The sequence below is a fragment of the Kitasatospora sp. NPDC004669 genome (genome assembly GCF_040609455.1).
GTDB lineage: Bacteria > Actinomycetota > Actinomycetes > Streptomycetales > Streptomycetaceae > Kitasatospora.
Map to the genome: position 1 here is coordinate 62,638 of NZ_JBEXKB010000020.1, position 26,607 is coordinate 89,244.

Here is a 26,607-nt window from a genome sequence, read left to right on the forward strand (position 1 = left end):
CCCCTGCCCGTCATCGCAGGTAGAACGGGTAGACGAGGTTGTCGGACCGCAGGTCCATCAGCCGGACGTAGGCGATGTCGATCCACACCATGGTCGGCTCCTCCCCCGGGGTGACGGACACGTCGGCCACCTGGATCCGCGGCTCCCAGCTGCTCAGCGCCCGCTCGATCTCCGCCCGGAGCGCGGCCCGGGTGGCGGCCGTGTTCGGCGCCATCAGGTACTGCCGCAGCCCGCAGCCGAAGTCCGGCCGCATGACGCGCTCGCCGGGCTCGGTGTCCAGGATCGTCTCGATCGACTGCCGGACGAGCTCCATCCCGCTCGCCCAGGCCAGCCCCCCGCCCGGCCCGCCGGCTGCCCGCTGCGGCCGGAAGGGCAGATGGATCCCGGTGCCGAGCCACACGTCGGCCGGCGCTCCTGCCGGAGTGTCAGTTGCTGCCATGCCGTCGATGATGGTCGGCGGGCGTCACCGGCGCGTTATCACCAGCCCGACGGGAGATTGCCCCTCATCTCCTTGATCGCGTCGTCGTACTTGTCCTTCCTGCCGGCGGGCAGGAAGCCGCGGATGTCGTTCACGTCCTTGGTGATCGCCTGACCGAACTTCCCGGCGAGGAGCAGGTCCGTCTGTTCCTTGCGCCAGTCGACGGCATCGCCGCCCGACCCCCAGCTCCTGGTCATCCGGTGGTCAGCGGTGTCCATCTCGATGGCGGGGGCGGTGAAGCGCGAGATGCCGTTCAGCTTGTCCTTCACCTTGGCCGCTTTGCCGCCGGACGCCTGGGCGTCCTTGATGGCCTTCCAGGCCGGCATGTGGTTGCGTTCGGTCCCCTTGACGGCCCTGCGCCTGCCGCCCTTCTTCGCCGGCTCTCTGCCCAACTGGTTGTAGGGGCCGCCCCGGTACACGTGGTTGGTGGCCCTGAGCCGGGGTTTCCTCTTGGTCTCCGGGCTCATCCGGGCGTCGATCAGCCACTCGTCGCCCTCCCGGTCGGCGGCCAGCCTGGTGAAACCGTAGGTCTTCTTGATCCCGGCCAGCGCCTCCCGGACCTCTTCCTCCTCGTACGGCTCGGCGAGCGACTCCTGAGCCAGTCGGCCGATCGCCTGGAGGCCGCCCTGCCAGCGCTTCTCCTTGGCCGGGTCCGGGACCTCTCCGGCGTCCTTCTTCCCCTTGTCCGGACCCGGCTTCGCCGCCGCCGGCTCGCCCGGTTTCCCGGCTGCGGGCGCGCCGCCCCCGGCCTTGGCCGGCGCCGCGCCGGGGCCCTCGTTCCAGGCGCCGGCCTTCTTGTCGTCCTTCCCCGACTTCTTCGGTACGTGGTCGTTCATCAGGTCGGTCATGAACTTGTCGGCGCTGAAGGCGACTTCGCCGAACTTCACCTCGGGGACCTTGCCGGAGCCGAGGACGTGCTCGACGTCGGCGCCGATCCCGAACTCGCCGGGGAGCGGGTACTCCAGCTCGAACAGCGGCCAGGTCCAGCGGTGACTGGGGGCCGGTGACCACCAGGGGCTCACCAGGGCGACGAAGAGGTCGCCGCCGAGGCCGAGGAAGGGCTGGGCGGCGATCTCCAGGTGGCCGCCGATGAAGAACTCGCCCTGTTTGCCGGCCTTCGGGTCGGCGACCTCGCGGTAGCCGATCCTCGGGGTCGCCTCCACGTAGCCGCGGATTCCGGCGAGCGCGTTCAGCGCGACGCCGGCCTTGACGTCGTGGCCGATGATTTCGAGGCCCGCGCCGCCCTCCGCGACGAGCCGGATGCCGGCGAAGGCGGAGATGTTGAGGGTGCCGGTGATGCCGAAGTTCCTGAGCACCTCGGGCTTGGTGGACCAGGTGCCGCTGAGTTCCATCCGGTCCAGCGTGGCCGGGCCCAGCTTGGCGAGCACTTCCAGGCCGATGTCGGCGAAGACGAAGATGTTGCCGACCAGCGGGACGCCGTAGAGGGCGCGGACCTCCAGCTTGGGCAACGCCTTGATGTAGTCCTTCTGCTCGAACAGCGGCTTGGTCATCCTCGGCGTGATCTTGCCGACCAGGGTGACGTCCCCGTGGTGGTCGACCACCACCAGGGCCTCACCGCTCAGCCACTCGGCGAGCTGCACCTTGACGGTGCCCCAGCCGGCGACCACACGCGGCCCCGCTCGCGGGCCGGCCGAGGCCGGGGTCGGCGCGGCCCCGCCCTCCGCCTCTGCGGCAGCCGGGGCACCACCGGGTACGGACGGCTTCGGTGCCGCCGCCTTCGCCTGCGCCGCGGCGATCTGTCCGTCCGTCAGCTCCTTGGCGCTCTTCTCGTCGGTGGCGACCAAGGTCACCTCGCCGTCGAACTTGTCGTTGCCGTAGTGGACGGTGCCCCTCACGTCCACGACGCCTCCGGCGAAGGCCGCCGTCACCGACCCCTTGAAGCCCCTCAGTTCCACCTCGGCCTTGGCCTCGCCGGACAGCCTGCCCTCGGCATCGAGCTTGACCGGGACCGTGATCGTGCCGAGCCCGGGCACCGTGCCGGTGGCGGTCGCGTCGAAGGTGACCTGCCGGTTGGCGAAGCCGATCGACCCCGTGGCGTCGAGGAACCCACCGAGCTTGAAGTGCAGCCCACTCGCCCGGATCAGCAGGACGGGCCCCTCGAGCCGGTTGTCCACCGCCGGCAGCTTCAGGTCGTTCACTCCGGCGAGTCCCAACTCGTCGGCGTGGTTCACGACTTGACCGAGCAGTTCGGCCGGGCCGGTGAGCAGCTTCTCCTGCACGACCGCGGACGCGTGGCCCTCCACCAGACCACCCTGCACCCGGACGGCGAGCACCGGTCTGATGCCGTACCGGGCGAGCGGCAGGAAGAAGGGGTGGGCCAGAGGCAGTGTCTGGTAGTCCTTGCCCGGGCCGGTGGTCAGGCCCTCCTCGGTCTTCCGCAGGTTCAGCGTCCCGACGGCGAGGTCGCCCAGTCCGACCCTGACCGGGCCTCCGGCGGCGCCCTTGTTCTCCAGGTACTCGGCAACGGCCGGGGTGGGCGCCAACGCCGACCCGCCCTGGAGCGCCAGCACGTCCTTGGGCACGTCGGGGGCGACCGCGGCGGCCGGCGGGGCGGCCGGGCCGTCGCCGGCCCCCGCGGTTCCCCGGCCCTTGGGGACGACGCCCGAGAGCCGGCCGGCGAGGCCGCCCGCCGCCGGGGCCGCCGCGGGCGCCGCGGGGGTGGGCGGCGCCGCCTCGGGTGCGGGCGCGGGCGGTTTGGCTTCGCGGGCCCCGGCCCCGGCGACGGGGGCCATCAGCGGCCTGCGCGGGAGCCGGCGGGTGGGTCGGTCCGGTTCACTGGCTGTCTCCACAGAGCGGGTCGGGCGGGGAGCTCTCGGCAGCGGGTGGCGACGGCTCGGCGGCCGTCGTCGGGTCGAGGGCGGCCACCAGGTCGGCGGCCGCGGCCTGTGCAGCGGGATCCTGGCCGGCCACGGCCGGTTCGAAGGGGTCTCGCACGGCCATCGCGGCCGTCGCACCCGGTTGGCCGAGCAGATCGTCCAGCGGCTTCGGACCGGGGTTGTCCGGCGCCCCCGGGGGGATGCCCGGCTTCGGTCCGGTGAGCAGCACCGCGAGGTCGCCGCCGGGGGTGTTGAGGAACGCCTGGAGCGCGCCCAGTGCGACGAGATCCGGCGGCAGGCAGAAGCGCAGGGCGAGCATCCACCAGAGCTGGAAGGCGAGCACCACGATCGGCAGGAAGAGGCTGAACAGGAAGAACGCCACGATCATGAACAGCTCCAGCGCGAAGGTGCACACCCGGAAGTCGGTGCCCCCCGCACTGCCGCTGCCGGGGTCCGGGATCTTGCCGGTCACGGGCAGCTGGGAGCCCGGCGGGCTGGTGATCGCCACCCCGCCGGGGCCGGCCGGGCGTCCGGCGCGGGCGGCGAGGGACCGGAGGTCCGGCATCGTGATCGACACCTTGTGGTTCTTCGTGCCCTCCGGGTCGTAGAACGCGGCCAGGCTGAACGGCTCGGTCGTGTCGCTCCAGGACTCCTGCGGCGGGCAGTGCTCGTGGCCATGTTCCGGCGGCCGGCGGGCGACACAACGGATCTCGTACACGTGCTGGTCGTCGAGTTTGGGCGTGCCCTGGTCGTCGTGCTCACCGGAGAGGGTCGGCACGAGGCCGAACCAGAGCGAACGGGTCCCCGCCCGGTCGCACTCCGATGCGGGTTGCGGGATCCGCCACATCAGCAGCTCCTGCTCCGGCTCGGGCTTGCCGTCGGGGCCCACCGTGCCGGTCGGCACCCAGTGCGGGCCCTTCGGGCCGGTGGTCCAGCTCTGGACGACCGGTGGCCCGATCGCGGCGAACAGCTCGCTGTTCTCGGCCTCGAACCGGGCTCGGTAGGCGAGGTCGGCCCAGAGCACGTTCGGCAGGTCCCGGTCGCTCAGCCGCCCGGCCTCCGCGCCCCGGGCCTCCAACAGATCGGTGGTCAGCTTCTTCGCCAGCCGGCGCACCGCGGCCCGCTCGGGCTTCGGTACGGTCCGCTCCTGGCGCCGCATCACCATCCGCACCTGCAGGCCGTCGGCCGCGGCGCCCGGCCGCGGCAGGCCCGGCCGGTCGCAGAAGAGCTCGACGACCACGGCGTAGAAGCGGTGGTGGCCGGGCTGGTACAGCTTGCGCAGCGGGGTCGCGACCATCGTGTGGGTGGCGAAGTGCAGCCGTCCGCGCCGCACCTGGCCCGGCGGCAGCGGGACGGGGTACGCGTACACGTCCTCGACCGGATCGAAGGTCAGCGAGGCGCGCGGGTCCGCCGTCAGGCGCTGGACGAAGTCGGGTGCGTCGTACTTCTGGATGGCCGGGGCCGTGGCCCGGGGGTCGAACCGGTCGAAGTGGCCGCGCTCGCAGACGTACCAGGGCGCGCACAGCTGGAATCCGTGTGCCACCCCCGTCACCAGATGTTCCCCACGCCCGGCGTGTAGGCGGGCGACATCACCATCTGCTCGGCGACCAGGGTGCCGACCTGGACGATGCCGCTGAAGGTGGCCATCGGCGCGTCGACCTTCACCATGGGAGCGGTGACGTCGACCGACAGGTTGGCCCTGACCTCCACCGAGGTGGCGGTCAGCCGGATCTCGCAGCCCGTGGCGTGCCTGACGGTGACGGTCTGGGCCGCGTCGTCGAGGCTCACCTCGTGTCCGGACGCCATGGTGATCCGCACCTTCGCGGCGCCGCCCGTGTCGTCGAACTCCAGCCGGCTGTCGGCGCGGGAGCGCAGCAGCCGGATGTTGTTCGCCGCCTCCGGGTCGTGCGGCAGGCTCTCCCGCCCGTTCCAGGCGGCGCCGAGGATGTACGGGCGGCGCAGGTTGCCCGCCTCGAAGACCACGACCACCTGGCTGCCGACCTCCGGAAGGACGAGCAGGCCCTGGTCGTCGTCGGCGTACGGCGAGCAGAGCGTGGCCCAGGCCCGGACGTCCCGGTCGCCGTCCCGGCCGAGCCAGGGGAAGCGCACCTCGATCCGGCCCAGCTTCTGTTCGTCCACGATGTTGGTGACCAGTGCGGGATAGGCCCCGTGGTAGCCGGGTGCGGCGCCGTCGGACGGTCCGGGCAGGGCCATCAGTTCACCTCGTTCAGGGTGGCCCGCTCGGCCTCGAAGCGGGTGCGGAACCCGTGCTCCAGGTCGAAGCCGTGGCGCAGGTGGGTGACGTAGTATCCGCCGCCCTCGAAGGGGGCGCCGACGTCCTGCAGGGTGAGCCGGCTGCCGACGACGAGGTCGGGCGTGCCGTTGGTGAGTCCGGTCGCGATGACGAAACGTCGGCCGCGCCTGAGCATCTCGGCCCGCGCCCAGGCGGCCGCCTCGGCCGCGTTGAGGGCGACCTCCCGCACCCGCAGCGTGCTGCTGGGGCCGAGCGCCCGGCCCAGCAGCCGCACGCCGGTACGCCCGCCGACGGTCTCGGCCTCGACCAGTTCCGGGCCGGCCCGCTCGTCGACCGCTTCGCGCCGTTCGGCGTCGTACCCGGTGACCACCACCTCGCTGCGCTGGTGCGCGAGGTCGGCCGTCAGCCGGGCGGACAGCAGGTCGCGGCCGAGGACGAGGGTCACCGCGGTGCCGGGCCGGGTGGCGCGGGTGCGCAGGTGCAGGGTGGTGCCGGTGCACCAGAGCTCGGCCTGGAGCAGGCGGGCGCGCTCCCGCAGGAAGGCGAGGTCGCTCTGGTTCAACTGCTGGACGACGTCGTAGCGCGGGCCGGGCACGTCGACGTCCGTCCGCAGGCCGTGCTCGCGGGCGACCGCCGCGGCGAGATCGCCGTCGGTCACCTGCGTGTACGTGCGCATCCGGCGGGTCATCCGCAGCCGCATCAGGGCGTCCTCGGCATGGGCCACCACCACGGGCGGGTCGCCGTCGCCGAGGACGAGCTCCAACCCGGAGACCGTGCCCTCGAAGACGGTCCGCTGCTGCGCTTCGGGGCCGAGGGCGACCTTGAGCGCGCTGCCGAGGTCGATCGTCTTCCCGTCCAGGTGCAACAGGCTCTCCTGAGGGCCCGTGGCGCCGATGCCGCTGGCCAGGAACCTCGCCTGCAGGGTACGCAGGCCCTCGACGCCCTCGCAGACCTCCAGGCGGATGCAGTCCCGGCCGAGATCCCGCACCAGGTCCCCGCCGACGGTGAAGACCGGTGCGACCGCCGTGACGCCCGGCTCAGTCATCGAAGCCCGCTGCCGCGACCCGCCCGGCGAGCCACGTCGCCCGGTCGAGCGCCGCGCGCAGGTGCTCGACCAGTTCCGCCTCCTCGACCGGGCCACCCCGACCTGCCGCCGGTGCGGGGCCGGGAGCGCCGACGGGGACGACATCCGTGTGGACTTCACCAATGTGCACGCTCATGGCAGGCCTCCCTAGGGTCGCCACCTCAGGGTGCTGGGCGGTGCGTCACGGCGGCGTTGCGCGCAGTCCGCCGCGGTGCGCGCGGGCGTCACCGGGGGCAGGTGTTCCCACGGGGGCGTCACCCCGTCGGGCGGCGGGAGCTCCTGGGCCCGGGCCCGGCCTGCCAGGCCGCGCGCGCCGCCGGCCGCCACCTCGGCCAGGGTGCCGGGGTCGGCGCGGGCGCGCAGCGGCACGCCCCGACCGTACGTCAGGGCGCGCGGGTCCGTGGTCGGGGACATCGCGACGGGGCTCACCGGGGCCGGGGGCCGCCCGCCGGAGGATGCGCCGCCGCCGGTCGGGGCGGGCGCGGTGCCGGCCCCCGGCGGCCCCGGGACGGCGAAGGCTCCGCGCGCCTGATCGACCGCCAGCGCCGCCCGGGCTCCACCCACCGTGTTCGCCGAGGCGGCGATCCCGCCGCCGGCCGAGAGCGCGAAGCCCGCGGCCGTCATGTCGTCCGCCCCCACGCCCACCGGCGCCGTCCCGGTGCCGCCGACGGCACCGGCCTGGGCGGCCTGGGCGCCCGGCGGCGCGGCATCCGGGCCGATGCCCAGGGCCCCGGCGAGCCCGGCGACCGAGGTGGCCGCGACCTCTCCGGCGAATCCGGCCGAGAGGCCGATGCTCCCGCCCGCCGCGACCTCGACGCCGAGTTGGACGTTGAACCCGGCGGTGAGCGAGAGCGGGCTCGCCAGCCCCCGCATCGCGCCGCGCCACGCCGCCGGATCGAGCCCGAGCCGGGCCAGCAGTTGCTGGGCGCTCTCCCCGGCCTGGGCCTGGACCACCTGCTGCGGCTGGTCCGTCCCGGCGGTGCCGGGAGTGGAGCCCGCCTGCGGCGCGCCCGGGTCGGTCGCGGCCCGGGCGTCGCGCGCTCCCGAGCCCTTCTGGTTCGCCTCGAAGGCGAAGTCCTGCTCGACGATGGTGACGGCGACCTTGGCCCGCAGCGGAGTGCCGTCCGGCGCGAAGAGGTCCAGTTCCTCGCTGACCTGGGTGACGATCCCGTTGAAGAGGAACGTCCCCCACTGGAACTGGACGATCGGCGGCGGGTTGCCCTTCTTCTCGCGCGGCGGCTCGACGAACTGGCGGACCAGCGCCGTCCAGTCCCGGACGTCCACGTACGTGCCGGGGCCGCCCTGTTCCGCGGTGTCGAAAGCCAGGTCGAAGGCGAGGGTGGCGTGCTCCTGCGACGGGCTCTGGCGCTTCTCGGTCCGGGTGCCGATGCCACCCCGGTCGATGTTGTTGTTCCGGCTGAGCCGGAGCGTGACGGGGTTGAACTGGACCTCGACCTTGGGCCCGTCGCCCTTGACGCGGGGCGGCTGGTCCTTCGCCCCGGCCTTCGTCACCGTGAGCCGTTGCAGGGTCGCGTGTGCCAGCTCCGCCATCAGGAACCCTCCAGTCGCAGGCCCTCGTGGGCGATGTGCAGTTCCTCCACGGCGATCTCACCGGTCTTCGCGTTGAGCGCCGGCCCGGTGATCTTGAGCGGGAGCCCGCGGGTGAACCGCCAGTGGGAGACGGTCCGTGCCCCGGTCGCGTCCAGGACCTCGATGTCGCCGTCATAGCGGGCCGCCCGCTGTTCGCCGCTGACGATGCCGTGCAGCCAGTCCCACAGGGCGGTGTCGGCGCGGCCGCCGGGGACCGGGACGAGCATGCCGCGCTTGAGTACGATCGGTTGGAGCTTGACCCGGCCGATCCCCCGGACCAGCCCGTCGTTGCGGCCGCCCTCGGGGTGGTCACCCACCTCCATCTCCAGTTCCAGGCCGGTGCACTCCTGGAAGCCCCCGTCGCCGAGCCGGTCGGGCGGGCCGCCGGCCGCACCGCCCGACGCCGGGCCGCTACGGGACGCCCCGGTCGGCTGGTCGGTCAGTGCGGGCGGGCCCGTCGAGGTCGGCCCCGGGGAGGTGCTCCGCCGGAGCGAGACCCGGAAGTTGAACGCCTGAGCCAGACCGGCCACCACTCACCCCGCCACTCTCACGTCACCGTCCGCGTCCTGGGCGATCCGCAGGACGAGGTACTCCAGCGGCTGGGCGGGCGCCACCCCGATCTCGGCCACCAGCCGGCCCAGCCCCTGCGACCAGCCGGGGTTGAGCTCGTCGTCGCAGCGGACGAAGAACGCCTGTGCCTCGGTGGCCCCGCTGAACGCCCCGGCGCGGAACAGGTCGCGCAGCAGCAGCGTCATCGCACCGCGCAGTTCGTCCCGCAGCTGCGGCGAGTTGGGCTCGAAGGCGAGGGTCTGGGCCTGGCGTTCGAGGACCAGCCGGAGCATCGTCATCAGCCGTCTCACGCTCAGCTGGCGATAGTCCGGATCGCGGGAGAGGGTCCGGGCGGAGGCCAGCCGGAACCCGTCCCGCTCGGGGGCGAAGACGTCGATGCCGAGCAGGTGGAGCTCGTCGCGCTCGGTCGGGGCGGGCAGGTCGGCGGCGGTCACCGCCCCGACCGCGACGGCGTTGGCGGGGCCCCACGGGATGCCGAGCCGGTGCTCGCGGTCGGCGATGATCCCTGCGGCGAACGCGGACGGCGGCACCAGGACGGCCCGCAGCTGCGGGTCCTCCGGGTCGACCACACCGAGCCACGGGTGGTGCGCGGCCGCGTAGGAACTGTCGAAGCCGGCCCGCCACCGCTCCGTCAGGCGCAGCGGCAGTCCGGGTGGCACGTCCAGCAGGGCGACGAAGCGGCGCTGCTGCTCCGCCAGGTCGACGAGCCGGCGCTGGCGGCGCAGGATCTCGGCGAGCGCGCCCGGGTCGCGGCCGTCCAGCGGCACCGCCCGTTCCGGCGCAGGCGGGTACACCACGGGGGCGGCCGGGGGCGGACAACGCCCGTCGGCGCAGGGACGCGGCTGCTCCGGGAGGTCGGTGGTACCGGTCGGCACCAGGTAGTCCCAGAGGAGGTCGGGCACGGAGAGCAGGACGACCTCGGGTTCCAGCGCCAGCCGGTCCAGGCCGATGAACGCGGCGGTGCCGTCGTCACCGGTCTGGGCGCCGCCGACGGGGAACAGCTCGGGTGGGGTGTCCCCGAAGAAGCTGTCCGCCGTGACGGCCGCCCAGCGGTCCGTGCCGGAGCGGACGCGGACGGCGTCGACGGCCGGGAGGGAGGCGTCCGGGGGCAGCACCAGCTCGGGCCAGCTGCCGTCGGGGGTGATCAGCCGGGATTCCTCGGCGAGAACCTGCCGGACGAAGCGCGGGTGCGCCACGGCGAGCCCGAGGTCGGTGAAGCGCTCCTCGCGGGCGAGGTCCGGGGCGGCGTCGCTGACGGTCACGGTGGCGGTGACGACGTCCACGTCGAGGTCGGCGTCGGGCGGCGCGCTGCCGGGCGGCCGGTCCAGGACGGCGGTGCGGCCGCGTGACGGCGACTCCTCGACCAGCGTGACCAGGAGGAGTTCCCCGGCCGCCGGCAGCCCCGGTCCGCGGACCCGCAGCACGGAGCCGGCCGGCACGGCGACGGCGTCGGGCAGCGGGAGCCGGGTCCCGTCCGCCTGGCCGGTGAAGTGCCGGGCGGCGTCGAACTCCCAGCGCACGGCGAGGCGTCCGCCCCAGCTGCCCTCGTCGGCGGCGCAGAGGCCGAGTTCGACCCCGGTACCGCTCTCCGGGTCGGCCAGCTGGACGGTGTACCGGGCGACGGCCGACACGGCGGCCGGGTCGGGGGCCCGGGGCACCGGTGAGACCCGCAGGACGTACGCCCGCGTGCCACCCTGGGCGAAGAACGCCCGGACGGCGTACGGCAGCAGGCCCGGGCCCTCGAAGCCGCCGAAGCGCCACTGGTAGTCGGTCCAGCGGTCGACGGCGACCGGCCGGTCCACCGGGCCGCGCGGTGCCACGCCGACGAAGCCGGCCACGTCCAGGCGCACCGGCCGGAAGCCGGTCGGCGGGCGCCGGGCGTCCCGGTAGACGCCCGGCGCGCCGAGCCGCAGGCCGGGGGCGCTCATCGGGACGCTCACAGCGACGCGAAATCGATCCGCTCGGCGACGAGGTGCAGTTCCTCCATCGCGACCTCGCCGCCGCCCTTGCCGGCCAGGGTGGGCCCGACCCACTTCTTGGGCTGGGCGTTGTGCAGCGTCCAGGAGCAGACCGCGGTGCGGGCCTCGTCGTAGAGCGTCACGACGACCGTGCGGGGGTCGAAGTTGCCCTCCCGGGTGGCTTTGATCCAGTTGAACAGCCGGAGGTCGCCGATGATCCCGCGTTTGAGGGTGACGTCGTCGGTGACGTTGGTGTTGGCGATCTTGCGGACGTGGTTCTCCTTGTCGTTGCCGTTGCGGTACTCGGAGAACTTCACCTCGTTGCCGGCACCGGTGAAGTCGGAGAAGCCGCCGGCGATCTGGTCCTCGCCCCCGGCGTCGCCGAGTTTGACGAGGAAGTTGAAGGCTCCGTACGGGTTGTTGCGCGTGGCCATGTGCTGCCTCCTGCTCGAGGACCGGACTTTGACGACACGGCGCCGGTCAGACGGCCGGCGCGTCCGCGGTGAACTGGCCGATCCGGAAGATCACGAACTCGGCCGGGTAGGTGGGGGCCACCCCGATCAGGCAGATCATGCGACCGTTGTCGATGTCGTTCTGGGTCATCGTGGTGCGGTCACAACGGACGAAGAACGCCTCCTCCGGCTTGGTGCCCATCAGCGCGCCGCTCTTCCAGGTGACGAGCAGGAAGTCCTCGACGGACTGGCGCACCGACGCCCAGAGCCGCTCGTTGTTCGGCTCGAACACCGCCCACTGGGTGGACTTGTCGATGGAGTGCTCCAGGTAGATGAACAGCCGCCGGACGTTGACGTACTTCCACTCCGGGTCCGAACTCATCGTCCGCGCGCCCCAGACCCGGTTGGACCGGCCCTCGAAGAAGCGCAGCGCGTTGATCCCCTCGGGGTTGAGGACGGCCTGCCGGTCGTAGGTGACGTTGGTGACGAACTCGCTCATGCCGTACACGACTTCGTTCGCCGGGGCCTTGAACACCCCGCGCTCGATGTCGCTGCGGGCGTAGATCCCGGCGACGAAGCCCGAGGGCGGCAGGTCCAGCGTCGGCGTGGGCGCGCCCGGATCTGGCCGCCGGGTGGGGTCGACGATCCTCAGCCACGGGTAGTAGAGGGCCGCGTAGGTGCTGTCGAACTGCGAGCGGAACCGGCGCACGTCGGACATCGAGCTGTTCTGCGGCGGGTCGACGATCGCCATCCGGTAGCGCAACTGCTCGCAGTGGACGATCAGCCCGTCCACCGCCTCCTTCTGCTGCTGTTGATCCGTCAGAGAGACCGTGTCGGGCATGGCGACGACGGCGATGTCGTCGATCTCGCCGAGCGCGGCCAGGGCGGTGGCGGGCTTGTTGAGGTCGTCCGGGTCGGCGGGCCCGCCCAACAGGTCGTCGGGGCTCGGGGTCAGGCCGTCGCCGCCGCCGCCGAGGAAGCCCGGGTGCTGGGCGTCGAGCAACAGCAGGGCGGCCAGCTTGTCGCCCGCGGAGGGCGGCGGGGCCGCACCGTTGGCCGGCGTCAGGTAGCCCAGCCAGACCAGGGAGAACTCGTCGGCAGGATCCTTGGCGCTGAGCACCTTCGTCACCGAGCGCGGGTGCGGGTCGTCCAGTTCGAGCTCGTTGTAGACGTCCAGCCGGTCCGCGCCGGAGCGGACGGTGACGGCCAGGGTGATGTGGAAGACCGCCGTCCCGGCGACCGGGGCATCGACGGTGACGCCGTCCTGGTTCAGGTAGCCCAAGCCCCCGTCGGCGGCCCGTGCCACGACCCGGATGTCGGCGGGGTTCGGCTTCGTCCTGTCATCGAGCTTCGGCGGCTTGCCGTCGGCCCCCAACGGGGCCACCTCGACGGCCGCCCCCGGCTGGACCCCGGTCAGTCGGACGGCGGCCGTGCCGTTCGCGGCGGTGGAGGAGATCAGCACGTTCTTGCTGCGCCGGAACGCCACCGCGACGTTGATCCGGGCCCCGGCCCGACCGGGCCAGCGGGCCCACCAGCGCAGCACCGCCGTGCCGGTCGAGGGCACCGCCAGCGAGGCGAAGTTGGCCGGCCCGTCGATCACCGGGTTGTTGGGGTCGTTCGTCATGGTGAACGAGAACACCCGGGAGACGTACAGCCGGCGCCCTCCGTTGGCGAAGAAGGCGCGGGCCGCCAGCGCCAGGTAGCAGGGGCTCTCGTCCCCCAGCGTCAGCCCGCCGAACGCGCGCTCGTACTCCGTGAAGCTGGTGACCAGCGCCGGGCCGGGCACCAGGGTCTGCCCGTTGGCGATGTACGGCACCGGACCGTAGGCCGTCCGCCCGGCCATGCCGAAGGTGCTGGTGGGCACCCCTTCGATCGACCGCGAGCGGAAGCTGGTCTCCTCGACGTAGACGCCTGGGGTCAGGTACTCGGGCATGCGCGGGCCTCCTCGGTCTGCGGTTCACATGTGGGGCAGGTCGGTCTCGGGGAGCACCCGGCCGACGGTCAGGCTCCGGACGACGTCCCGGGTGGCGGTCCGGTAGCCCGGGGGCACGGCGATGCCCCGCAGCACCGGGTTGTCGAGGTCCGCCGCAGTGGGCGGGGCCTGACTGCGGGGGATGTCCTCGACCACGAGGTCGGCCAGCGGATCGAGCGGGTCGACCGGTGGGAGGTGCGCCCGGTCGGGGACGGCGGTGCGCAGCGCGACGTCGAAGGCGGAGGGCGTGGGGTGATGCAGCGCGCCGATGCCCTCCACCAGCAGCAGGACCTGGCCGTACTCGTCGCCGTGCGCCCAGCCGACCGGGACGCCGCCGGCGCCGAAGGCCTCCACCCGGGGCCAACGCACCGGCAGGCCCAGGTAGGTGACGCGCAGTCGCAGGCCTGTCATGCCGCTGGTCACCGGGTACGCCACGCCGGGGAGCAGCCAGGGGCGCAGCAGCCGGGAGGCCGCCGGTACGTAGCCGGCGGTCGGCGGGCGGCCGTCGGCGTCGCTGAGTTCGCCGACCGTCCAGAGCGGGATGCGCAGGCGGCGCGGGACGAGGCGGCGGGCCGGGTCGTCGACCCGCAGCAGGACGGTGCGGTTGCGGACACCGCCGGTGCCGTAGCGCAGGACCGATCCGGTGGCGCCGTGGCTCTCCAGGGGTCGCACCGGGCCGCCGGGCGGCGGGGCCTCGCGCCCGACCCGGACGCCGGCGGCGGGCGCGGCGGTCCGGGCGTCGAGCGGGCGGACGGCCAGTGCGAGCCGGTGAAGGACGTCCACCCGGCCCGCGTCGACGGTGATCGGGGAGCCCGGTCCGGGGTCGGCCGTCACCGCGGAATCCCGGAGAGTCGGGAGGCCACCGTGGTGACCTCCTCGGCGGTGGGCCGGCGGGCGCCGTCGATCCGCACCACGCGGGCCAGATAGGGCAGGCAGAGCCGGTAGTCGGTGTGCATCGCCTGGAACGCCTCGCTGAACGAGTCCATCGCCAGCTCGTCCGAGACGACCTGGATCATGTCGCCCGGCTCCCAGTCACCGCTCGGGTCGAGCAGCGGACCGGTGAGGACGGCCTCGCTCTCCAGCGTCCGCGCGGCCAGGCCGAGCCACTCCAGTTCGGACTCGACGAACTGGTCCCAGGCGGCGAGCATCATGTGCATCCGCAGCGGCACCCGGGGCAAGCCGTCCTGCGCGGAGACGGCGCCCCAGCCTGCCCGGGTCTCCCGGTCGATGCTGAGCCGGTAGCAGTACAACGAGACGGCCGGGTAGCGGATCACCGCGCCGGCGGTGTCCACCTTCTCGAAGTCCAGCGGACCGGCGAGCACCGCCGTCGGCCGCCGGCCGGTCCCGTCGGGGATCTCCTCCGCGAAACGCCGGTTCAGCAGCGCGACCACACTGCGTCCGACGGCGGCGAGTGCCCGGTATCCAGCCATGGTCCGATGCTGGGCGGCGGACGTCACCGCAGCGTTGCCGCCATTCGGCGACGGTGCGGTGACAGTGGTCGGCGCACAATCGGCGGGCCTCCGCTCCCGCACCCAGGAGCGTCCCCTCACCCCGGAGAAAGCGCATGAGCCACGAGACCACGCACCCTCCCGGACACTCCGGCTGCTGCGACGCGGACGCCATCGACGAGCTCCACTGCAAGGCGGCGGGCATCAAGACGCGGGCCGATGTCATCGACAAGAGCCTCCAGACCCTGGACCCCTTCAAGGCCAGGTTCTCCACCGCGAAGCAGGACTACGGCACCGCGCGCGGCACGGCCGCGGGCGACGTCAAGGCGGCGGAGGAGCAGCTGAAGGCGATCCGCGAGGCGCTGCGCTGCCGGCTCGACGAGGAGCAGCGCGACTGCGCCGAACGCTCGGAGCAGAAGGTCTGCGCCCGGATCGAGCAGTGCGTCGGGGAGCCCGGCTGCCGCGAGTTCCCCTGCGACTTCACCACCGAGGGCCACGAGGACGACCCGGCCGCCAAGCTCGCGGGCCTGATCGCGCACTACCAGAGCGAGGTCGACCTGGCCTCGAAGTTCTTCCAGGACGACCTGCTGGCGGAACAGACGGCACTGCCGGCGCGCGCCGCCAAGCTCAAGGCGGACGCGACGAAGCTCGCCGCGGACGCGGCCGACCCGAGCCGGAACCCGTTGGAGCTGTACGTGCGGCTGCTGGTCCTCGACCGGCAGGTGAAGGGCGTGTGGAACGGGTTCCCGAACGTCCAGGAGTACGTCGACTGCCTGTGCCGGACGCTGCTGTACGTCCTCAAGGGGTGGGAGGCGGTGGCCACCCTGTCAGGGTGGCAGGCCAAACGGGTGTGCAAGGACCAGGGGCGTCAGGACAAGTGCAAGCAGCTCCAGGACCACACGGTGGACGAGGTGCTGGCCGAGGCCGCCAAATGCCTGGGCGACTGCGCTCCGCACGGGGGCTCCCCCGGGCCGTACTACCCCAAACCCTGCTGAGGAGCCGTCACCGGGGGCGGTACCCGGGCCTGCGCCCGGACCGGCGTCGGGCGGCGTCCATGGCCGGCCCCGCGCCGTCGGGTCCGCCATCGGGCGGATCCTCGTCCTGATCGTCTGCCAACGCGCCTCTGGCGCCTGACGGACGGGTCAACGGCCGCATCCGTCTCCCCTACCGACCGCGGGTGTGAGGTTTCCGTGTGCGATCTCTGTGCGATTCGTGCCGGGCGTGGTTTCATGCCAGCTCGTGCGGACTTCTTGGGACGATGACGTGCTGGCCGGGCGCGACCACGAACTGCGCCGACTGGTCGGGCTGGTGGAGGCCGACGATCGGCCAACGGCGGTCGCGGTGGTGGAGGGGCCGCCCGGGATCGGCAAGACACGGCTGCTGGCCGAGTTGCGGCGCTCGGCTGCCGTGCTGGGACGGCCGCTGGGGCAGGCGCGGGCCACGCCGGGCGGCCGGTCGGCGCCGTACGGGCTACTGCTGGACGCGCTCTGGGCCACCGGAGCCCGGAACCTCCTCGAACGGTTCGCCGACGAGGTGGAGGGCGAGGAGGCGGCACCCGGACACCGGCGCCATCGGCGGCTGCGCGAGACGCTCGCCGGATCCTCGCTCGTCCTTCTCCTGGACGACCTGCAGTGGGCCGACCGGGAGTCGCTGCTGCTGCTCGACCGGCTGGTCGCGAGCCCGCCGGCCGGGCGGTTCACCGTCGCCCTGGCCTGTCGCGGCGGCGGCTGTCCGCCCTGGCTGGCCCGGACGCTCGCCGACGCCGGCGCGCTGTGGATCGAGCTCGGCCCCCTGGACTTCCCCGACCTCTCCCGACTGGTGCCGGGGGCGGCACCGGAGCGCCGGCGATTACTGGCCGAGGCGAGCGGCGGCAACCCCCGATACCTGCGCGCACTCGCGGATCTGCCGCCCGACCTAGTGGCCGAGCTGGCCTCGGGAGATCCGCGCGGCCTCGCCCGTCCGAGCGACCCGTGCGTGGACGGCCGGCGGACGGAGGACCGGCCCGCAGGCGGCTGGCAACCGGAACCGGAGCTGCGCGGGGAACTGGCCACGCTGTCGGAGCGTGCCCGCGAGGTGCTGCGGGCCGCGGCCGTGGCCGGCCATGAGTTCGACCTGGCGTTGGTGGCGGCCGTGGCCGGCCTGCCCGCCCGGGCGGTCGGCGGCGCGCTCGACGAGCTGGCCGGGCACGGCTGCGTCGTCTCGACCGGCAGCCGGTACCGGTTCGCCCAGCCCTTGCCGGCCGCCGCCGTGTACCGGCTGGCCGGCCCGGTCTGGCGCTCCGAGGCCCACCGGCGCGCCGCCGACCACCTCGACCGGTGCGGGGTACCGCCCGAGGTGTGGGCCGCTCAGGCCGAGTACGCGGCGCCGGCTGCGGGCCCGGAGGACCTGGCGAGGCTCGCCGCGGCCGCCCGTTCCATGCTCGAACCCGAGCCCGCGACCAGCGCCCGCTGGCTGCGCGCCGTCCTGCACGCACTCCCCGATCGGCCCGAACACGCCGGGCTGCGCGCCGAGACCACGGCGCTACTGGGCCGCGCACTCACCCTCACCGGCCGGCTGGACGAAGCCGCCGAGGTGCTGCGCCCACTGCTGTCCCCGTCGGCCGCGGGCTGGGCGCAGGCCGTCGGGCCGGTCGCCCTCGCGGAGCGGTTACGCGGCCGGACGGACCGGGTGTACGGCCTCCTGGGACGGTCCGGGGTCCGGGCCGACGACGAACTCCAGGTGGCCAGACTGGATCTGATGAACGGCCGGACGGAGCGGTGCCTGCGCCGGGTGGAGGCCGCGGTCCGCGTCGACGGCTCGGACGGTGTGCGCGTGACCGCGCACAGCCTGACCAGCCTCGCCGCGATCGGCCAGGGGGCGGTGCCGACCGCCCGTCGGGCCCTGGACGCGGCGGAACGGCTCGCCGACTCGCTGGACGAGCGCGGACGGCTCCGTGCGCTCGCCACCCTTCCGGAACTCGGCTGGGCGGGAGTGCTGTTGGAGCGAAGGCAGCGGACCGCCGAACGCATCGAGCGGGGCATCGCGCTGGCGGAGCGCCATCAGCACCACTACGTGCTCCCGCAGCTGCGCGCGGTGCAGGCGGCGCTGCTGCTGATGTCGGGCCCGCTGGACGAAGCGCGTACCGCCGCGGAGGAGGCGCTGGACCTGGCGCGGGAGCTGGGTGCGACCGAGACGCTGGCGATCGCGGCGGCGCTCCGGCTGCGGGCGGTGGTGTGGCAGGGCGGACCTGATGCCGCAGGGCCGGCGCTGGAGTTGCTGCTCGGCCTGCCGGAACCGTCAACGGCGGTATGGCGCGCGGTGGTTCGGCACGCCGTCGTGGAGGCCTCGGTGGCCTGCGGGCATCCACTGACGGCGGCGGAGGCCACCCGGCTGCTGAGTCTCGGCGACGGTCGGTGGCGCGACCCGATGCCGGCCCACGGCCACGACCTGATGGCCGCGGTGCACGCGGCCGAGGGGAACACGGCCCTGGTCGCCCGGCATGTCGAGTTGGCGGGGCGGGCCGCCCGGAGTGCCGGGCTGCCGGCGGCCGGCGCTGTCGTTTCGCTGGCCGCGGCCCGGTTGCTGCGGGCCCGCGGGGAGCAGGACCGGGCGAGCCGACTGGCCCGCCGGGCCTCGGACCGACTGGCGGCCTCCGGTTTCGTGGTCAGGGCGGGGCTGGCCCAACTGGTCGCCGCCGAGATCTCCGCCGAGCACGGCGACCGGTCCGGTTACGAGAGCGCGACCGGCGCGGCGAGGCGGCTGTTCGGCAGGGTCGGGGCGCACGCCTTGCTGGCGAGGGCGGAGCAGCCCTGGCGCGCCGGCCGGCACACCCCGGAGGCCCGCGGCGTCGGGACGGAGGCCGGCCGGGTCCGGCCGCACCCCTTCGGGGAGCCGCTGCTCTCCCCGCGCGAGAACGAAGTCGCGGACCTGGCGGCCCAGGGGCTGACCAACCAGGCCATCGCGCAACGGCTGTTCATCAGCGTCCGCACGGTGGAGTCCCATCTCACGCTGGTCTACCGGAAGTTGGGGATCAGCAGCCGGGGCGCGGTGGCGCGGGCCCTGGATGCGGTCCGGCACGAGCGGCCCGCCCGCGACGAGGTCGACTGACCGGCGGCGTGAGGGCCGGCTCGGTGAGCCGCGATCCCGCGTGAGAACTCCCGGTCGATGGAGGTGGTGTCCGGCACGTCACCGCCGATTCTGCGGCTGGACGCGGGCTGTGCCCATCGTGGATCCCCGTAGTCCCCGCGCACCACCGGATGCCGAATGATCCTGCGGGAATCCCCGATCTGCTGACATGTCAGCGCCACTAGCCTCCTCGACCATTCCCACCGAACGGAGACGCACCTCCGAGGGGGAGTCACTTCTCGCACGAGGGGGTTGCGATGAACGTCGGTTCGGGTCTTCAACGCGCGCGCTCGTCCACGGTCCTGGCCACCGCGCTCCACCGGTTGAGCCACCTGGCGATCGGCGCGGCGCTGGAGGATGCGGTGCGGTCGGCCGAGGCCGGCGGCCGAGCCTGTGTCGAGAGTGCACCCGGCGAGGGCGTCCGGGTCGAGCTGCGGTGGCCCGAATGATCACCGTCGCGGTCGTGGACGACGATCGGATGCTGCGCGACGGGATGCGGTCCTGGCTTCGCGACGTGCCGACGGTGCGGCTGGTCGCCTCGAGTGCCACGGTGGACGAACACCTGGCTACGACGACGGCGGTGGACGTCACCCTGCTCGACCCTGTCCTGGCGGACGGTTCACTCCCCGCCGCGAACATCCGCCGGCTGTCCGCCGCCGGGACCCGGGTGCTGGTCATCAGCACGGTGCCGGACCGCTCGCGGATCGTGGCCGCCATCGCCGCGGGCGCCGACGGCTACCTGACCAAGGACAACGATCTGGACACCCTGGTGGCCGCGATAGCGGAGATCGCCGCGGGCGGCACCCTGCACCCGCCCGAGACGGCCTTCGCCCGTGCGCACGACGACAGTGCGCACAGGCCTCGGCTGTCGCCCAAGGAACTCCAGGTCCTGCTCGACTACGCCTCGGGGATGACCCTCAAATCCGCGGCGCGGCGGGCCGGCATCACCCCGAACACGGCGAAGGACTACCTCGACCGCGTCAAGGCCAAGTACCAGCAGGTGGGGCGGCCCGCCTACACCAAGATCGACCTGGCGACACGGGTACGAGAGGACGGGATCGACGGGCTCTGACGTCGTCATCCGGACGGTGCCGACCCAGTGAACGCTCTCCGATCCACCACGCTCAAGCCCCCCGTACGGGGGGCTACGGGCGGCACCTGAGACGCGGCTAGGTTCGCTGTCGGCGCCAAACCGGACTCGAACCCCGGCTCCGGTGCCCATCGCACGGGCGGACGCCTGGCGCGCAGACGCATGCACGGCGGAACGGTCAGACCCGCGATCCGCCCGACCCGGCGGGACTGCAGCCAGACACCCGCCGCCGCGCCAACCCCATCGGATCCAACGACGAAAGGCCATACCATGAGGGTGATCTCCCGGGCGTTAGGCGTCGCCGCAGCCGCCGGCACCATGCTGCTGGCCGCCGCGATCCCCGCATCGGCGACCCCGACCCAGGCCAACTACACGGGCAGCGGCTTCGGTTCGACGGCGGCCGGCGCCAAGCAGGCGGCACTCAACGACGCCCTCGCGCAGGCCCGAGCCGCTGGATTCGCCAACACCCAGTGCCTGCAGCTGGGCATCGCACAGGCCTGGCCGGACTCCCCCTTCCTCGCGTCCCGGACCGCGAAGGGCGCCGAGCCCGCCGTATCGGGGCCGGTGGTGGGCACCACCTGGGAGGGCACCGCACAGGTCCAGTGCGCCTCTCAGCCGGCCCCCGGCACGGTCAACCTCAACCGGTACAACGGCCCCGAACACCTGAGCACGACCGGGTCCGCACCCGGCGGCTACTACCTGGAGGGCAGCCTCGGCTGGCTGTACGGCAGCCAGGTCGCCGGCACCGCCCCGCTGTACACGTGCCATGTCTGGGGCAGCGTGGACACCTTCACCTCACCGGACCCGAACTGCGAGGGCCAGCAGTTCGTCAGCACGCTCGGCTTCATCTACACCTCGCCGCCGGCCGGCGTGGCGAGCCGCGTGGTGAGGCGCTGCATCGTCGGCAGCGACCACTTCGACTCCAACGACATCAACTGCGAGGGCCAGATCGCCGAGGGCATCCTCGGCTACTCGCTCGACTGACCCACCGTCCACCGGAGTCGAGGCGGAATCGAATCCGTTCTGATCCGCCGTGGTCGGGAAGGCCGAGTCCGTGCCGGACGCCGCCCTCCCGACCACCCGCCGAGCACCGCGACGGCCCGACCCCCCTGGCGAGGGGGGCCGGGCCGTCCGGCCCGGTCACCCCTGGGCAGCTGAAGATCGGCGACCCACATCAGCGGCCTTCGCAAAGTGCGGCCCGACTGCGTGAGAGTGCGCGGGTCAGCGCGTGTTCGCCTCCGCCACGGCCCACTCTCCCCGGCCGCTGTCCACTCAGACGGCGTCGGGGTCGGCGATCCGCCTGCGGTGGTGGAGCAGCGCGCGTGGGCTGTTCCAGCCGAGGGCACCCACCACGCGGCCGTCCGAGCGGTAGAGGGCGACGAATCCGCCCGTCTGCGGGTCACCGTCGACCACCTCGACCTGGGAGTCAGCGGGGGCCCAGCCATGGATCTGGATCTTGGTGTCGTACTGGTCGGTCCATCCGAAGGGGGTCGGCGTGAAGCGGGTGGCGCCATCCGGTCCGGCGAGAAGGTTCTTGGCGGCGGTGACGGCCTGCTGGGTGGCGTTGGTGCGTTGTTCGAGGCGGACCCGGCCGCCTGCCGTGGGGTGCGGCCAGTTGGCGACGTCCCCTGCCGCGTAGACGCCGGGCGCGACTCGGCAGGTGTGGTCGCAGAGCACCCCGTCGCCCAGCGGAATCCCGGAGCCGGCCAGCCAGTCGGTGGCGGGCACCGAACCGATGGCGACGACGACCGCGTCGGCCGGCAGGCGGGTGCCGTCGTCGAGCACCACCGCGGTGACCCGGCCGCGCTCGCCGGTCAAGCCGGCGACACGGCGGCGCAGCTGCAGGCGGACACCGTGTCCGCGGTGCAGGTCGGCCACCAACTCTCCCACCCGTGTTCCGACCTGCCTGGCAAGCGGGGTGGGTTCGACATCGACCAGCACGACATCGAGGCCGAGACCGCGCGCGGTGGCGGCGATCTCGCTTCCGAGGAATCCGGCACCGATCACCACGAGCCTCGGCCCGGCCAGTAGCTCCGCTCGTAGGGCCAGCGCATCGTCCAGGGTGCGCAGCACGTGCACGCCGGCCAGATCATGGCCGAAGGGCAGACGGCGTGCACGCAGCCCGGTGGCGATGATCAGACCGTCGTAGCCGAGCCGCTCACCATCGGCCAGGGTGACGGTGCGGGTGATCGGGTCCAGGCCCACCGCCCTGCAGCCCAGCCGCAGGTCCAACCGGAGCCGTTGGAGGTCGGCCGCCGGGCGCAGGGTGGTTCGGTGCGGTTGCCAGTCGCCGGCCAGCACCTGCTTGGACAGCGGTGGTCGGTCGTAGGGCAGGTGCGGTTCCTCGCCGACCACGGTCAGTGTGCCGGTGAAGCCCTCGCGCCGCAGGGTGTCGGCCGCCGTCAGCCCCGCGGCGGAAGCACCCACCACGACGATGCGATCCGTGGCAGGCACTACTCGGCCACCGTGATGGCCATGGCGGGGCAGCGGATGGCGGCATCCCGCACCCGGGCTGCCAGCTCATCCGAGGGGTCGGCATCGAGCAGGACCACGATGCCGTCCTCCTCGCGCTGGTCGAAGACCTCGGCCGCGGCGAGCACGCACTGGCCGGCTCCTACGCACCTGTCCTCTTCTACGGTGATCTTCATCGGTGTTCGCTCCGTGTCGGTGTGGCCGGGTTCGGGATGCGGTGATCGACCGCCGTGGTGGTGTCGCCTACCACGTCACGGGCAGCTCGTGGACGCCGTAGACGACCATGCCGTCGCGCATCGGCACCTCCTCCACGGGCACTGCCAGTCGCAGGGTCGGGAACCGGTCGAACAGGGCGGAGAGTGCGGCCTTCATCTCGACCCGGGCCAGCTGCTGTCCGAGGCACTGGTGGATTCCGTGGCCGAACGCCACATGCGGGCTGTACGGGCGTTCGACGTTCAACTCGTCGGCGCCGTCGGGGAACTGCTCCGCATCACGGTTCCCGGACGGGATGGCGGCCACCACCGTCGTGCCGGCCTTGATCCGGTGGCCGTTCAGTTCCAGATCCTCCCGTGCGGTGCGGCGGATACCGAACTGAATGACGCTGAGGTAGCGCAGCAACTCCTCGACGGCACCGTCCAGCAACGACGGGTCGGCCCGCAGCGCCGCCACCTGTTCGGGGTTGCGCAGCAGGCACATGGTGCCCAGCGCGATCATGTTGGCGGTCGTCTCGTGCCCGGCGACCAGCAACAGCACGCCGACGCCGACCAGTTCCTCGTCCGAGAGCTCACCGGAACGCACCAGACCGCTCAGGATGTCGTCGCCGGGCTCGGCCCGCTTGGCGAGCACCAGGCGGTGCATGAACTCCCGCATCTCCAACTGCGCCCGCCGGGACTCCTCCGGGTCGCCGTCGACCTTGAGCATCATGGCCGAACCCCGCTGGAACTCCTCCCGGTCGGCGTAGGGCACACCGAGCAGCTCGCAGATCACCAGCGAGGGGATCGGCAGCGCGAACGCCTCGACCAGGTCGACCGGGCCCGTGGCAACCGCCATCGCGTCCAGCTGCGCGGCCACGATCCGTTCCACCGCCGGGGCCAGCTGCTGCATCCGGCGCACGGTGAACTGGCCGGTGAGCAGCCGCCGGAACCGGGTGTGCTCCGGCGCGTCCATCATGATGAACATTCCCGGGGCGGGTGGCGGCACCGGTGCGTCCAGCGGCTCGGCTGCGCCGATCCGTACCGTCCGGCGCTGCGAGCTGAACCGCGGGTCGGCCAGCACGGTCCGGATGTCCGCGTACCGGGTGACCAGCACTCCGGGGAGGCCGTCGGGCAGCGTCACCTCCGCGATCGGGTCCTGCTCCCGCAACGTCCGGTACTCCGGCGGTGGGTCGAAGGGGCAGCTCCGCGCCAGGGGCTGCGTCCCGCTGATGGGCTCGGTTCCGGTCATGAGTGAGTCCTTTCCTCCTCGACGTCCCCCGTGCTTCGAGCCAACCCGATGCCGCTGACCTCGCCCGGTCGACAACCTGACCGTTGCCTGACAGCGGGCGATCCGGGCGCGTGGAACCCGGGAGCGCCGCGGCGCGTTGTCGCCGTGGACAACGCGATCTTGTGATGGGTACCCGCTATGCACTCCGATTCGTCGGCACACGGTTTGCCACTGCTCCGAGGGGCCGGGCAGCGGCTGCTGGTGGTGGACGACGACCCGATGCTCTCGGAGCTGCTGGAGACCACCCTGGGCCTTGCCGGGTACCGGGTCGTGACGGCGGACAGCGGCGCCGCCGCCCTGCGGGCCTACCGGGCGGCGCCGGTGGACCTGCTCGTGCTGGACGTGATGCTGCCCGACCTGGACGGCTTCGCCGTCTGCCGGAGGCTCATCGAGAGCGGGGCACAGCTGCCCGTGCTGTTCCTCACGGCACGGGACTCGGTCGAGGACCGGGTGGCGGGCCTCGCCATGGGTGCCGACGACTACCTCACCAAGCCGTTCAGCGTTCCCGAACTGCTCGCCCGGGTGCACGCCCTGCTGCGCAGAGCCGGTACGACGGCGGGGCCCGCTACCGTCCTTCGCTTCGCCGATCTGACCATGGACGAGCGCAGCCGGCGGGTCCACCGCGGAGGCCGCCTGGTCGGCCTGTCGCCGACCGAGTACCGGCTCCTGCGGTACCTGCTGGTCAACGCCGACCACGTGGTGTCGAAGGACCAGATCACGCACCACGTCTGGCAGCACCGTTTCAGCGAGGGTGTCGTCGAGAAACTCGTGTCCCGGCTCCGGGCGAAGGTGGACGTCCAACCGCCGGCCTTGATCCACACGGTGCGCGGCTTCGGCTACAGCCTTCGGCTGCCCGAAGGCGACTGACGTGGCCCGGGCATGGCGCGGCTCACTGCGGGCGCGGCTGATCGCGGGGGTCATCCTGCTCGCGGCCCTGGGCATGGTCGCCGTCAACGCCGCTTCGCTGATAGGCCTGCGCCTGTACCTCATAGAGGCCGCGGACGCCCAGCTCGGCCAGGCCCGTACCGCGGTCCAGCAGAACCTCACGAGCCGGACCACCCCGGTCAGCGCGACCGACCTCGACTCGCTGCTGCCCGGCGGCGCCTACCTCGCGCTGCTCGACCAAAACGGCGCAGTGGTCGCACAGACGGCGGCCGGAGGCCTCGACGGCCGCCCCATACCGCGGCCCGACCTGCCCGCGCCGGTCCCCGCCGGGTTCGCCCGGCACGCCGTCACGGTCTCGGGCCGTGGCGCACCCACGGTCAGGTACCGCACCCTGAGTTTCCCTGCCGGTGCACCGGCCGAGGTCCGGACGGCACCCGGCACACCCCCCGCGACGTTCAGCACCGTCGTGGCGGCCACGAGCCTCGGCCCCAGCGAGGACATCGTGTACTGGCTGATCGGCGCCGATGCGATCGCGACCCTCGCCGTGCTGATGGGAATCGCCCTCCTCAGCCGCGGCGTGCTGCGGGTGAGCCTGCACCCGCTGCGGGACATGGCCGCGACCGCCACCGCGATCGCCGACGGTGATCCCGGCCAGCGTATCCAGGTCGCGCGGCCCGACTCCGAGCTCGGCGAGGTCGGCACCGCCCTCAACCGGGCGTTCGACGAGCGGCAGCGCTACGAGGAACGGCTCCGGCAGTTCGTGGCCGATGCCTCGCACGAACTGCGCACCCCGCTGACCTCGATCAGCGGATGGGCCCAGCTGCACCTGCACGGACTGACCCGCGACCCCGTGCTGCTCGAACGAGCCATGCTGCGGATCGAGAGCGAGGCCGCTCGGATGCACGCCATGGTGGAGGAACTGCTGCTGCTCGCCAGGCTCGACCAGGGCCGCCCCCTCGCGAGATCTCCGTTCGATCTGGGCCGCCTGATCACGGACGCCGTCGCCGACACCCGCCTCCTGGCCCCCGACCGGCCGATCGCCGTGGACGTCCAGGGCCGGATCACGGCCTGCGGCGACGAGGAACGGCTGAGGCAGGTGCTGCGCAACCTGCTGAACAACGTGCTGCGACACACCCCTTCGGGAACGCCGGCAGCCGTGACGGCGCGTTCGCTCCCCGACGGCGCCATCGAGCTGGCGGTCGCCGACGAAGGTCCCGGCATGGACCGCGAGACCGCGAGCCGCGTGTTCGAGCGCTTCTATCGTGGCGACGAAGCCCGCGGTCCCGGCGGCGCCGGACTCGGCCTCGGCATCGTCAAGTCGATCGCCGAAGCGCACGGCGGTACCGTCTCGGTGCGCACGGCACCAGGGCAGGGCACCACCTTCACCGTGACCCTGCCCGCTGCGCGGTGAGCCGCCCGCAACGACCGGTCAGCCGAGAGCCTCCTCGGCCCGGCCGGCTGGTGGTCGGCGGGCTGCGCCGATCGGTACCCGCCCCGGTCACACGGCACCGCCACCACCCTGTGTCAGCTCCTGCCGTGCCGGTGCGCCCGCTCCGGCGCCCTCCCTGGAACGCGGGTTTCGTAACGGAAAGTCACGGAACCATCGGTCCCGGGCACGTGACACGGGTTGTCGCGCGCGGGCGGGCGGTCGCTCCACCAGGCCGGACCGGGCGGCGGCCAGGCCGTTCCGAAATGAGCAGAATACCCGCGGTACACCGCTGTCGCGATCCCTGAGCGACCTCACTCAGGATCGCGACAAACGGTCCCATATCAATCAAAACAAGGAGTACGCTGGGCGATATCCGGATGCGCGACCCGCATCTGCCGGGTCGCACGAGGATCCGCGCGTAAGGAATGGGTCGACATCATGACTCTTCACTCAGATACAGGCACACCGAGGAAAGCGCGCAGACGCCGCATCACCACATTAC

Annotated in this window: 23 protein-coding genes; 7 read left to right on the plus strand and 16 right to left on the minus strand. The window is 73.1% G+C overall.

The annotated features are described in order from the left end of the window. Positions 1-10 precede the first annotated feature (10 nt). From ABZW30_RS19010 to ABZW30_RS19070, 13 genes are read right to left on the minus strand one after another with little or no spacing between them, the layout of a single operon-like run. On the minus strand, positions 11-439 hold the full coding sequence (locus ABZW30_RS19010) for a GPW/gp25 family protein (protein WP_355672266.1): 429 nt from the start codon (positions 437-439) through the stop codon (positions 11-13). Between the two features lie 38 nt (positions 440-477). After that, complete coding sequence (locus ABZW30_RS19015; protein ID WP_355672267.1) at positions 478-3,231, minus strand: hypothetical protein; 2,754 nt, start codon at positions 3,229-3,231, stop codon at positions 478-480. 40 nt (positions 3,232-3,271) lie between these two features. Further along, positions 3,272-4,858, minus strand: coding sequence for a hypothetical protein (locus ABZW30_RS19020; protein ID WP_355672268.1), 1,587 nt, complete (start codon positions 4,856-4,858; stop codon positions 3,272-3,274). Positions 4,859-4,863: 5 nt separating this feature from the next. Beyond that, positions 4,864-5,529 carry a phage baseplate assembly protein V gene (locus ABZW30_RS19025; RefSeq protein WP_355672269.1) on the minus strand — a complete coding sequence of 222 codons (666 nt, stop codon included), beginning with the start codon at positions 5,527-5,529 and terminating at the stop codon, positions 4,864-4,866. Next, the gene (locus ABZW30_RS19030) at positions 5,529-6,614 is read right to left on the minus strand and encodes a contractile injection system protein, VgrG/Pvc8 family (protein ID WP_355672270.1); all 1,086 of its coding nucleotides are present in this window, start codon (positions 6,612-6,614) and stop codon (positions 5,529-5,531) included. Before ABZW30_RS19030 ends, ABZW30_RS19025 begins: the two co-directional genes overlap by 1 nt. Then, entirely contained in the window at positions 6,607-6,789 is a 183-nt protein-coding gene (locus ABZW30_RS19035; protein ID WP_355672271.1) for a hypothetical protein, read from the minus strand. The genes ABZW30_RS19030 and ABZW30_RS19035 overlap by 8 nt, the downstream gene beginning before the upstream one ends. A gap of 11 nt (positions 6,790-6,800) precedes the next feature. After that, a complete protein-coding gene (locus ABZW30_RS19040) occupies positions 6,801-8,204 on the minus strand; it encodes a hypothetical protein (protein WP_355672272.1) in 1,404 nt (467 codons plus the stop codon). Further along, the gene (locus ABZW30_RS19045; RefSeq protein ID WP_355672273.1) at positions 8,204-8,773 is read right to left on the minus strand and encodes a phage tail protein; all 570 of its coding nucleotides are present in this window, start codon (positions 8,771-8,773) and stop codon (positions 8,204-8,206) included. Before ABZW30_RS19045 ends, ABZW30_RS19040 begins: the two co-directional genes overlap by 1 nt. A gap of 3 nt (positions 8,774-8,776) precedes the next feature. Beyond that, complete coding sequence (locus tag ABZW30_RS19050) at positions 8,777-10,741, minus strand: phage tail sheath C-terminal domain-containing protein (protein WP_355672274.1); 1,965 nt, start codon at positions 10,739-10,741, stop codon at positions 8,777-8,779. An 8-nt stretch (positions 10,742-10,749) separates the two neighbouring features. Next, positions 10,750-11,205: a phage tail protein gene (locus ABZW30_RS19055; protein WP_355672275.1), complete on the minus strand. Its 456-nt coding sequence runs from the start codon at positions 11,203-11,205 to the stop codon at positions 10,750-10,752. 46 nt (positions 11,206-11,251) lie between these two features. Further along, positions 11,252-13,156 (minus strand): phage tail sheath subtilisin-like domain-containing protein, encoded by a 1,905-nt coding sequence (locus ABZW30_RS19060; protein ID WP_355672276.1) that lies wholly within the window; start codon positions 13,154-13,156, stop codon positions 11,252-11,254. Positions 13,157-13,180: 24 nt separating this feature from the next. After that, positions 13,181-14,029 (minus strand): hypothetical protein, encoded by an 849-nt coding sequence (locus ABZW30_RS19065; protein WP_355672277.1) that lies wholly within the window; start codon positions 14,027-14,029, stop codon positions 13,181-13,183. Then, complete coding sequence (locus ABZW30_RS19070) at positions 14,026-14,625, minus strand: DUF4255 domain-containing protein (RefSeq protein ID WP_355672278.1); 600 nt, start codon at positions 14,623-14,625, stop codon at positions 14,026-14,028. Before ABZW30_RS19070 ends, ABZW30_RS19065 begins: the two co-directional genes overlap by 4 nt. A 134-nt stretch (positions 14,626-14,759) precedes the next feature. Here ABZW30_RS19070 and ABZW30_RS19075 point away from each other — a divergent pair, with 134 nt between their 5' ends. The 5 genes from ABZW30_RS19075 (at position 14,760) to ABZW30_RS19095 (ending at position 20,821) form a co-directional block, all read left to right on the plus strand. After that, positions 14,760-15,638 carry a hypothetical protein gene (locus tag ABZW30_RS19075; RefSeq protein WP_355672279.1) on the plus strand — a complete coding sequence of 293 codons (879 nt, stop codon included), beginning with the start codon at positions 14,760-14,762 and terminating at the stop codon, positions 15,636-15,638. Positions 15,639-15,882: 244 nt separating this feature from the next. After that, positions 15,883-18,729 (plus strand): AAA family ATPase, encoded by a 2,847-nt coding sequence (locus ABZW30_RS19080; RefSeq protein ID WP_355672280.1) that lies wholly within the window; start codon positions 15,883-15,885, stop codon positions 18,727-18,729. A 275-nt stretch (positions 18,730-19,004) separates the two neighbouring features. Then, positions 19,005-19,196: a hypothetical protein gene (locus ABZW30_RS19085; RefSeq protein WP_355672281.1), complete on the plus strand. Its 192-nt coding sequence runs from the start codon at positions 19,005-19,007 to the stop codon at positions 19,194-19,196. Continuing rightward, positions 19,193-19,819, plus strand: coding sequence for a response regulator transcription factor (locus tag ABZW30_RS19090; RefSeq protein ID WP_355672282.1), 627 nt, complete (start codon positions 19,193-19,195; stop codon positions 19,817-19,819). Before ABZW30_RS19085 ends, ABZW30_RS19090 begins: the two co-directional genes overlap by 4 nt. Before the next feature lie 288 nt (positions 19,820-20,107). Continuing rightward, complete coding sequence (locus tag ABZW30_RS19095) at positions 20,108-20,821, plus strand: hypothetical protein (RefSeq protein WP_355672283.1); 714 nt, start codon at positions 20,108-20,110, stop codon at positions 20,819-20,821. 288 nt (positions 20,822-21,109) lie between these two features. On the opposite strand, the gene ABZW30_RS19100 is transcribed toward ABZW30_RS19095, so the two are convergent. From ABZW30_RS19100 to ABZW30_RS19110, 3 genes are all read right to left on the minus strand, one after another. Further along, complete coding sequence (locus tag ABZW30_RS19100) at positions 21,110-22,264, minus strand: FAD-dependent oxidoreductase (protein ID WP_355672284.1); 1,155 nt, start codon at positions 22,262-22,264, stop codon at positions 21,110-21,112. Between the two features lie 26 nt (positions 22,265-22,290). Then, complete coding sequence (locus tag ABZW30_RS19105; protein ID WP_355672285.1) at positions 22,291-22,485, minus strand: ferredoxin; 195 nt, start codon at positions 22,483-22,485, stop codon at positions 22,291-22,293. A gap of 67 nt (positions 22,486-22,552) precedes the next feature. Then, entirely contained in the window at positions 22,553-23,752 is a 1,200-nt protein-coding gene (locus ABZW30_RS19110; RefSeq protein ID WP_355672286.1) for a cytochrome P450, read from the minus strand. A gap of 204 nt (positions 23,753-23,956) precedes the next feature. Between ABZW30_RS19110 and ABZW30_RS19115 the strand changes: the two genes are divergently transcribed. Beyond that, on the plus strand, positions 23,957-24,658 hold the full coding sequence (locus ABZW30_RS19115) for a response regulator transcription factor (protein ID WP_355672287.1): 702 nt from the start codon (positions 23,957-23,959) through the stop codon (positions 24,656-24,658). 1 nt (position 24,659) lies between these two features. Next, positions 24,660-26,087 carry an ATP-binding protein gene (locus ABZW30_RS19120; RefSeq protein ID WP_355672288.1) on the plus strand — a complete coding sequence of 476 codons (1,428 nt, stop codon included), beginning with the start codon at positions 24,660-24,662 and terminating at the stop codon, positions 26,085-26,087. Positions 26,088-26,607 lie beyond the last annotated feature (520 nt).

Coding starts and splice junctions, on each gene's coding strand:
- ABZW30_RS19040 (WP_355672272.1), bottom strand. CDS start 8,204: ATGGCGGAGCTGGCACACGCGACCCTGCAACGGCTCACGGTGACGAAG.
- ABZW30_RS19010 (WP_355672266.1), bottom strand. CDS start 439: ATGGCAGCAACTGACACTCCGGCAGGAGCGCCGGCCGACGTGTGGCTC.
- ABZW30_RS19025 (WP_355672269.1), bottom strand. CDS start 5,529: ATGGCCCTGCCCGGACCGTCCGACGGCGCCGCACCCGGCTACCACGGG.
- ABZW30_RS19030 (WP_355672270.1), bottom strand. CDS start 6,614: ATGACTGAGCCGGGCGTCACGGCGGTCGCACCGGTCTTCACCGTCGGC.
- ABZW30_RS19095 (WP_355672283.1), top strand. CDS start 20,108: ATGAGGGTGATCTCCCGGGCGTTAGGCGTCGCCGCAGCCGCCGGCACC.
- ABZW30_RS19110 (WP_355672286.1), bottom strand. CDS start 23,752: ATGACCGGAACCGAGCCCATCAGCGGGACGCAGCCCCTGGCGCGGAGC.
- ABZW30_RS19070 (WP_355672278.1), bottom strand. CDS start 14,625: ATGGCTGGATACCGGGCACTCGCCGCCGTCGGACGCAGTGTGGTCGCG.
- ABZW30_RS19060 (WP_355672276.1), bottom strand. CDS start 13,156: ATGCCCGAGTACCTGACCCCAGGCGTCTACGTCGAGGAGACCAGCTTC.
- ABZW30_RS19105 (WP_355672285.1), bottom strand. CDS start 22,485: ATGAAGATCACCGTAGAAGAGGACAGGTGCGTAGGAGCCGGCCAGTGC.
- ABZW30_RS19090 (WP_355672282.1), top strand. CDS start 19,193: ATGATCACCGTCGCGGTCGTGGACGACGATCGGATGCTGCGCGACGGG.
- ABZW30_RS19075 (WP_355672279.1), top strand. CDS start 14,760: ATGAGCCACGAGACCACGCACCCTCCCGGACACTCCGGCTGCTGCGAC.
- ABZW30_RS19050 (WP_355672274.1), bottom strand. CDS start 10,741: ATGAGCGCCCCCGGCCTGCGGCTCGGCGCGCCGGGCGTCTACCGGGAC.
- ABZW30_RS19055 (WP_355672275.1), bottom strand. CDS start 11,205: ATGGCCACGCGCAACAACCCGTACGGAGCCTTCAACTTCCTCGTCAAA.
- ABZW30_RS19015 (WP_355672267.1), bottom strand. CDS start 3,231: ATGGCCCCCGTCGCCGGGGCCGGGGCCCGCGAAGCCAAACCGCCCGCG.
- ABZW30_RS19085 (WP_355672281.1), top strand. CDS start 19,005: ATGAACGTCGGTTCGGGTCTTCAACGCGCGCGCTCGTCCACGGTCCTG.
- ABZW30_RS19035 (WP_355672271.1), bottom strand. CDS start 6,789: ATGAGCGTGCACATTGGTGAAGTCCACACGGATGTCGTCCCCGTCGGC.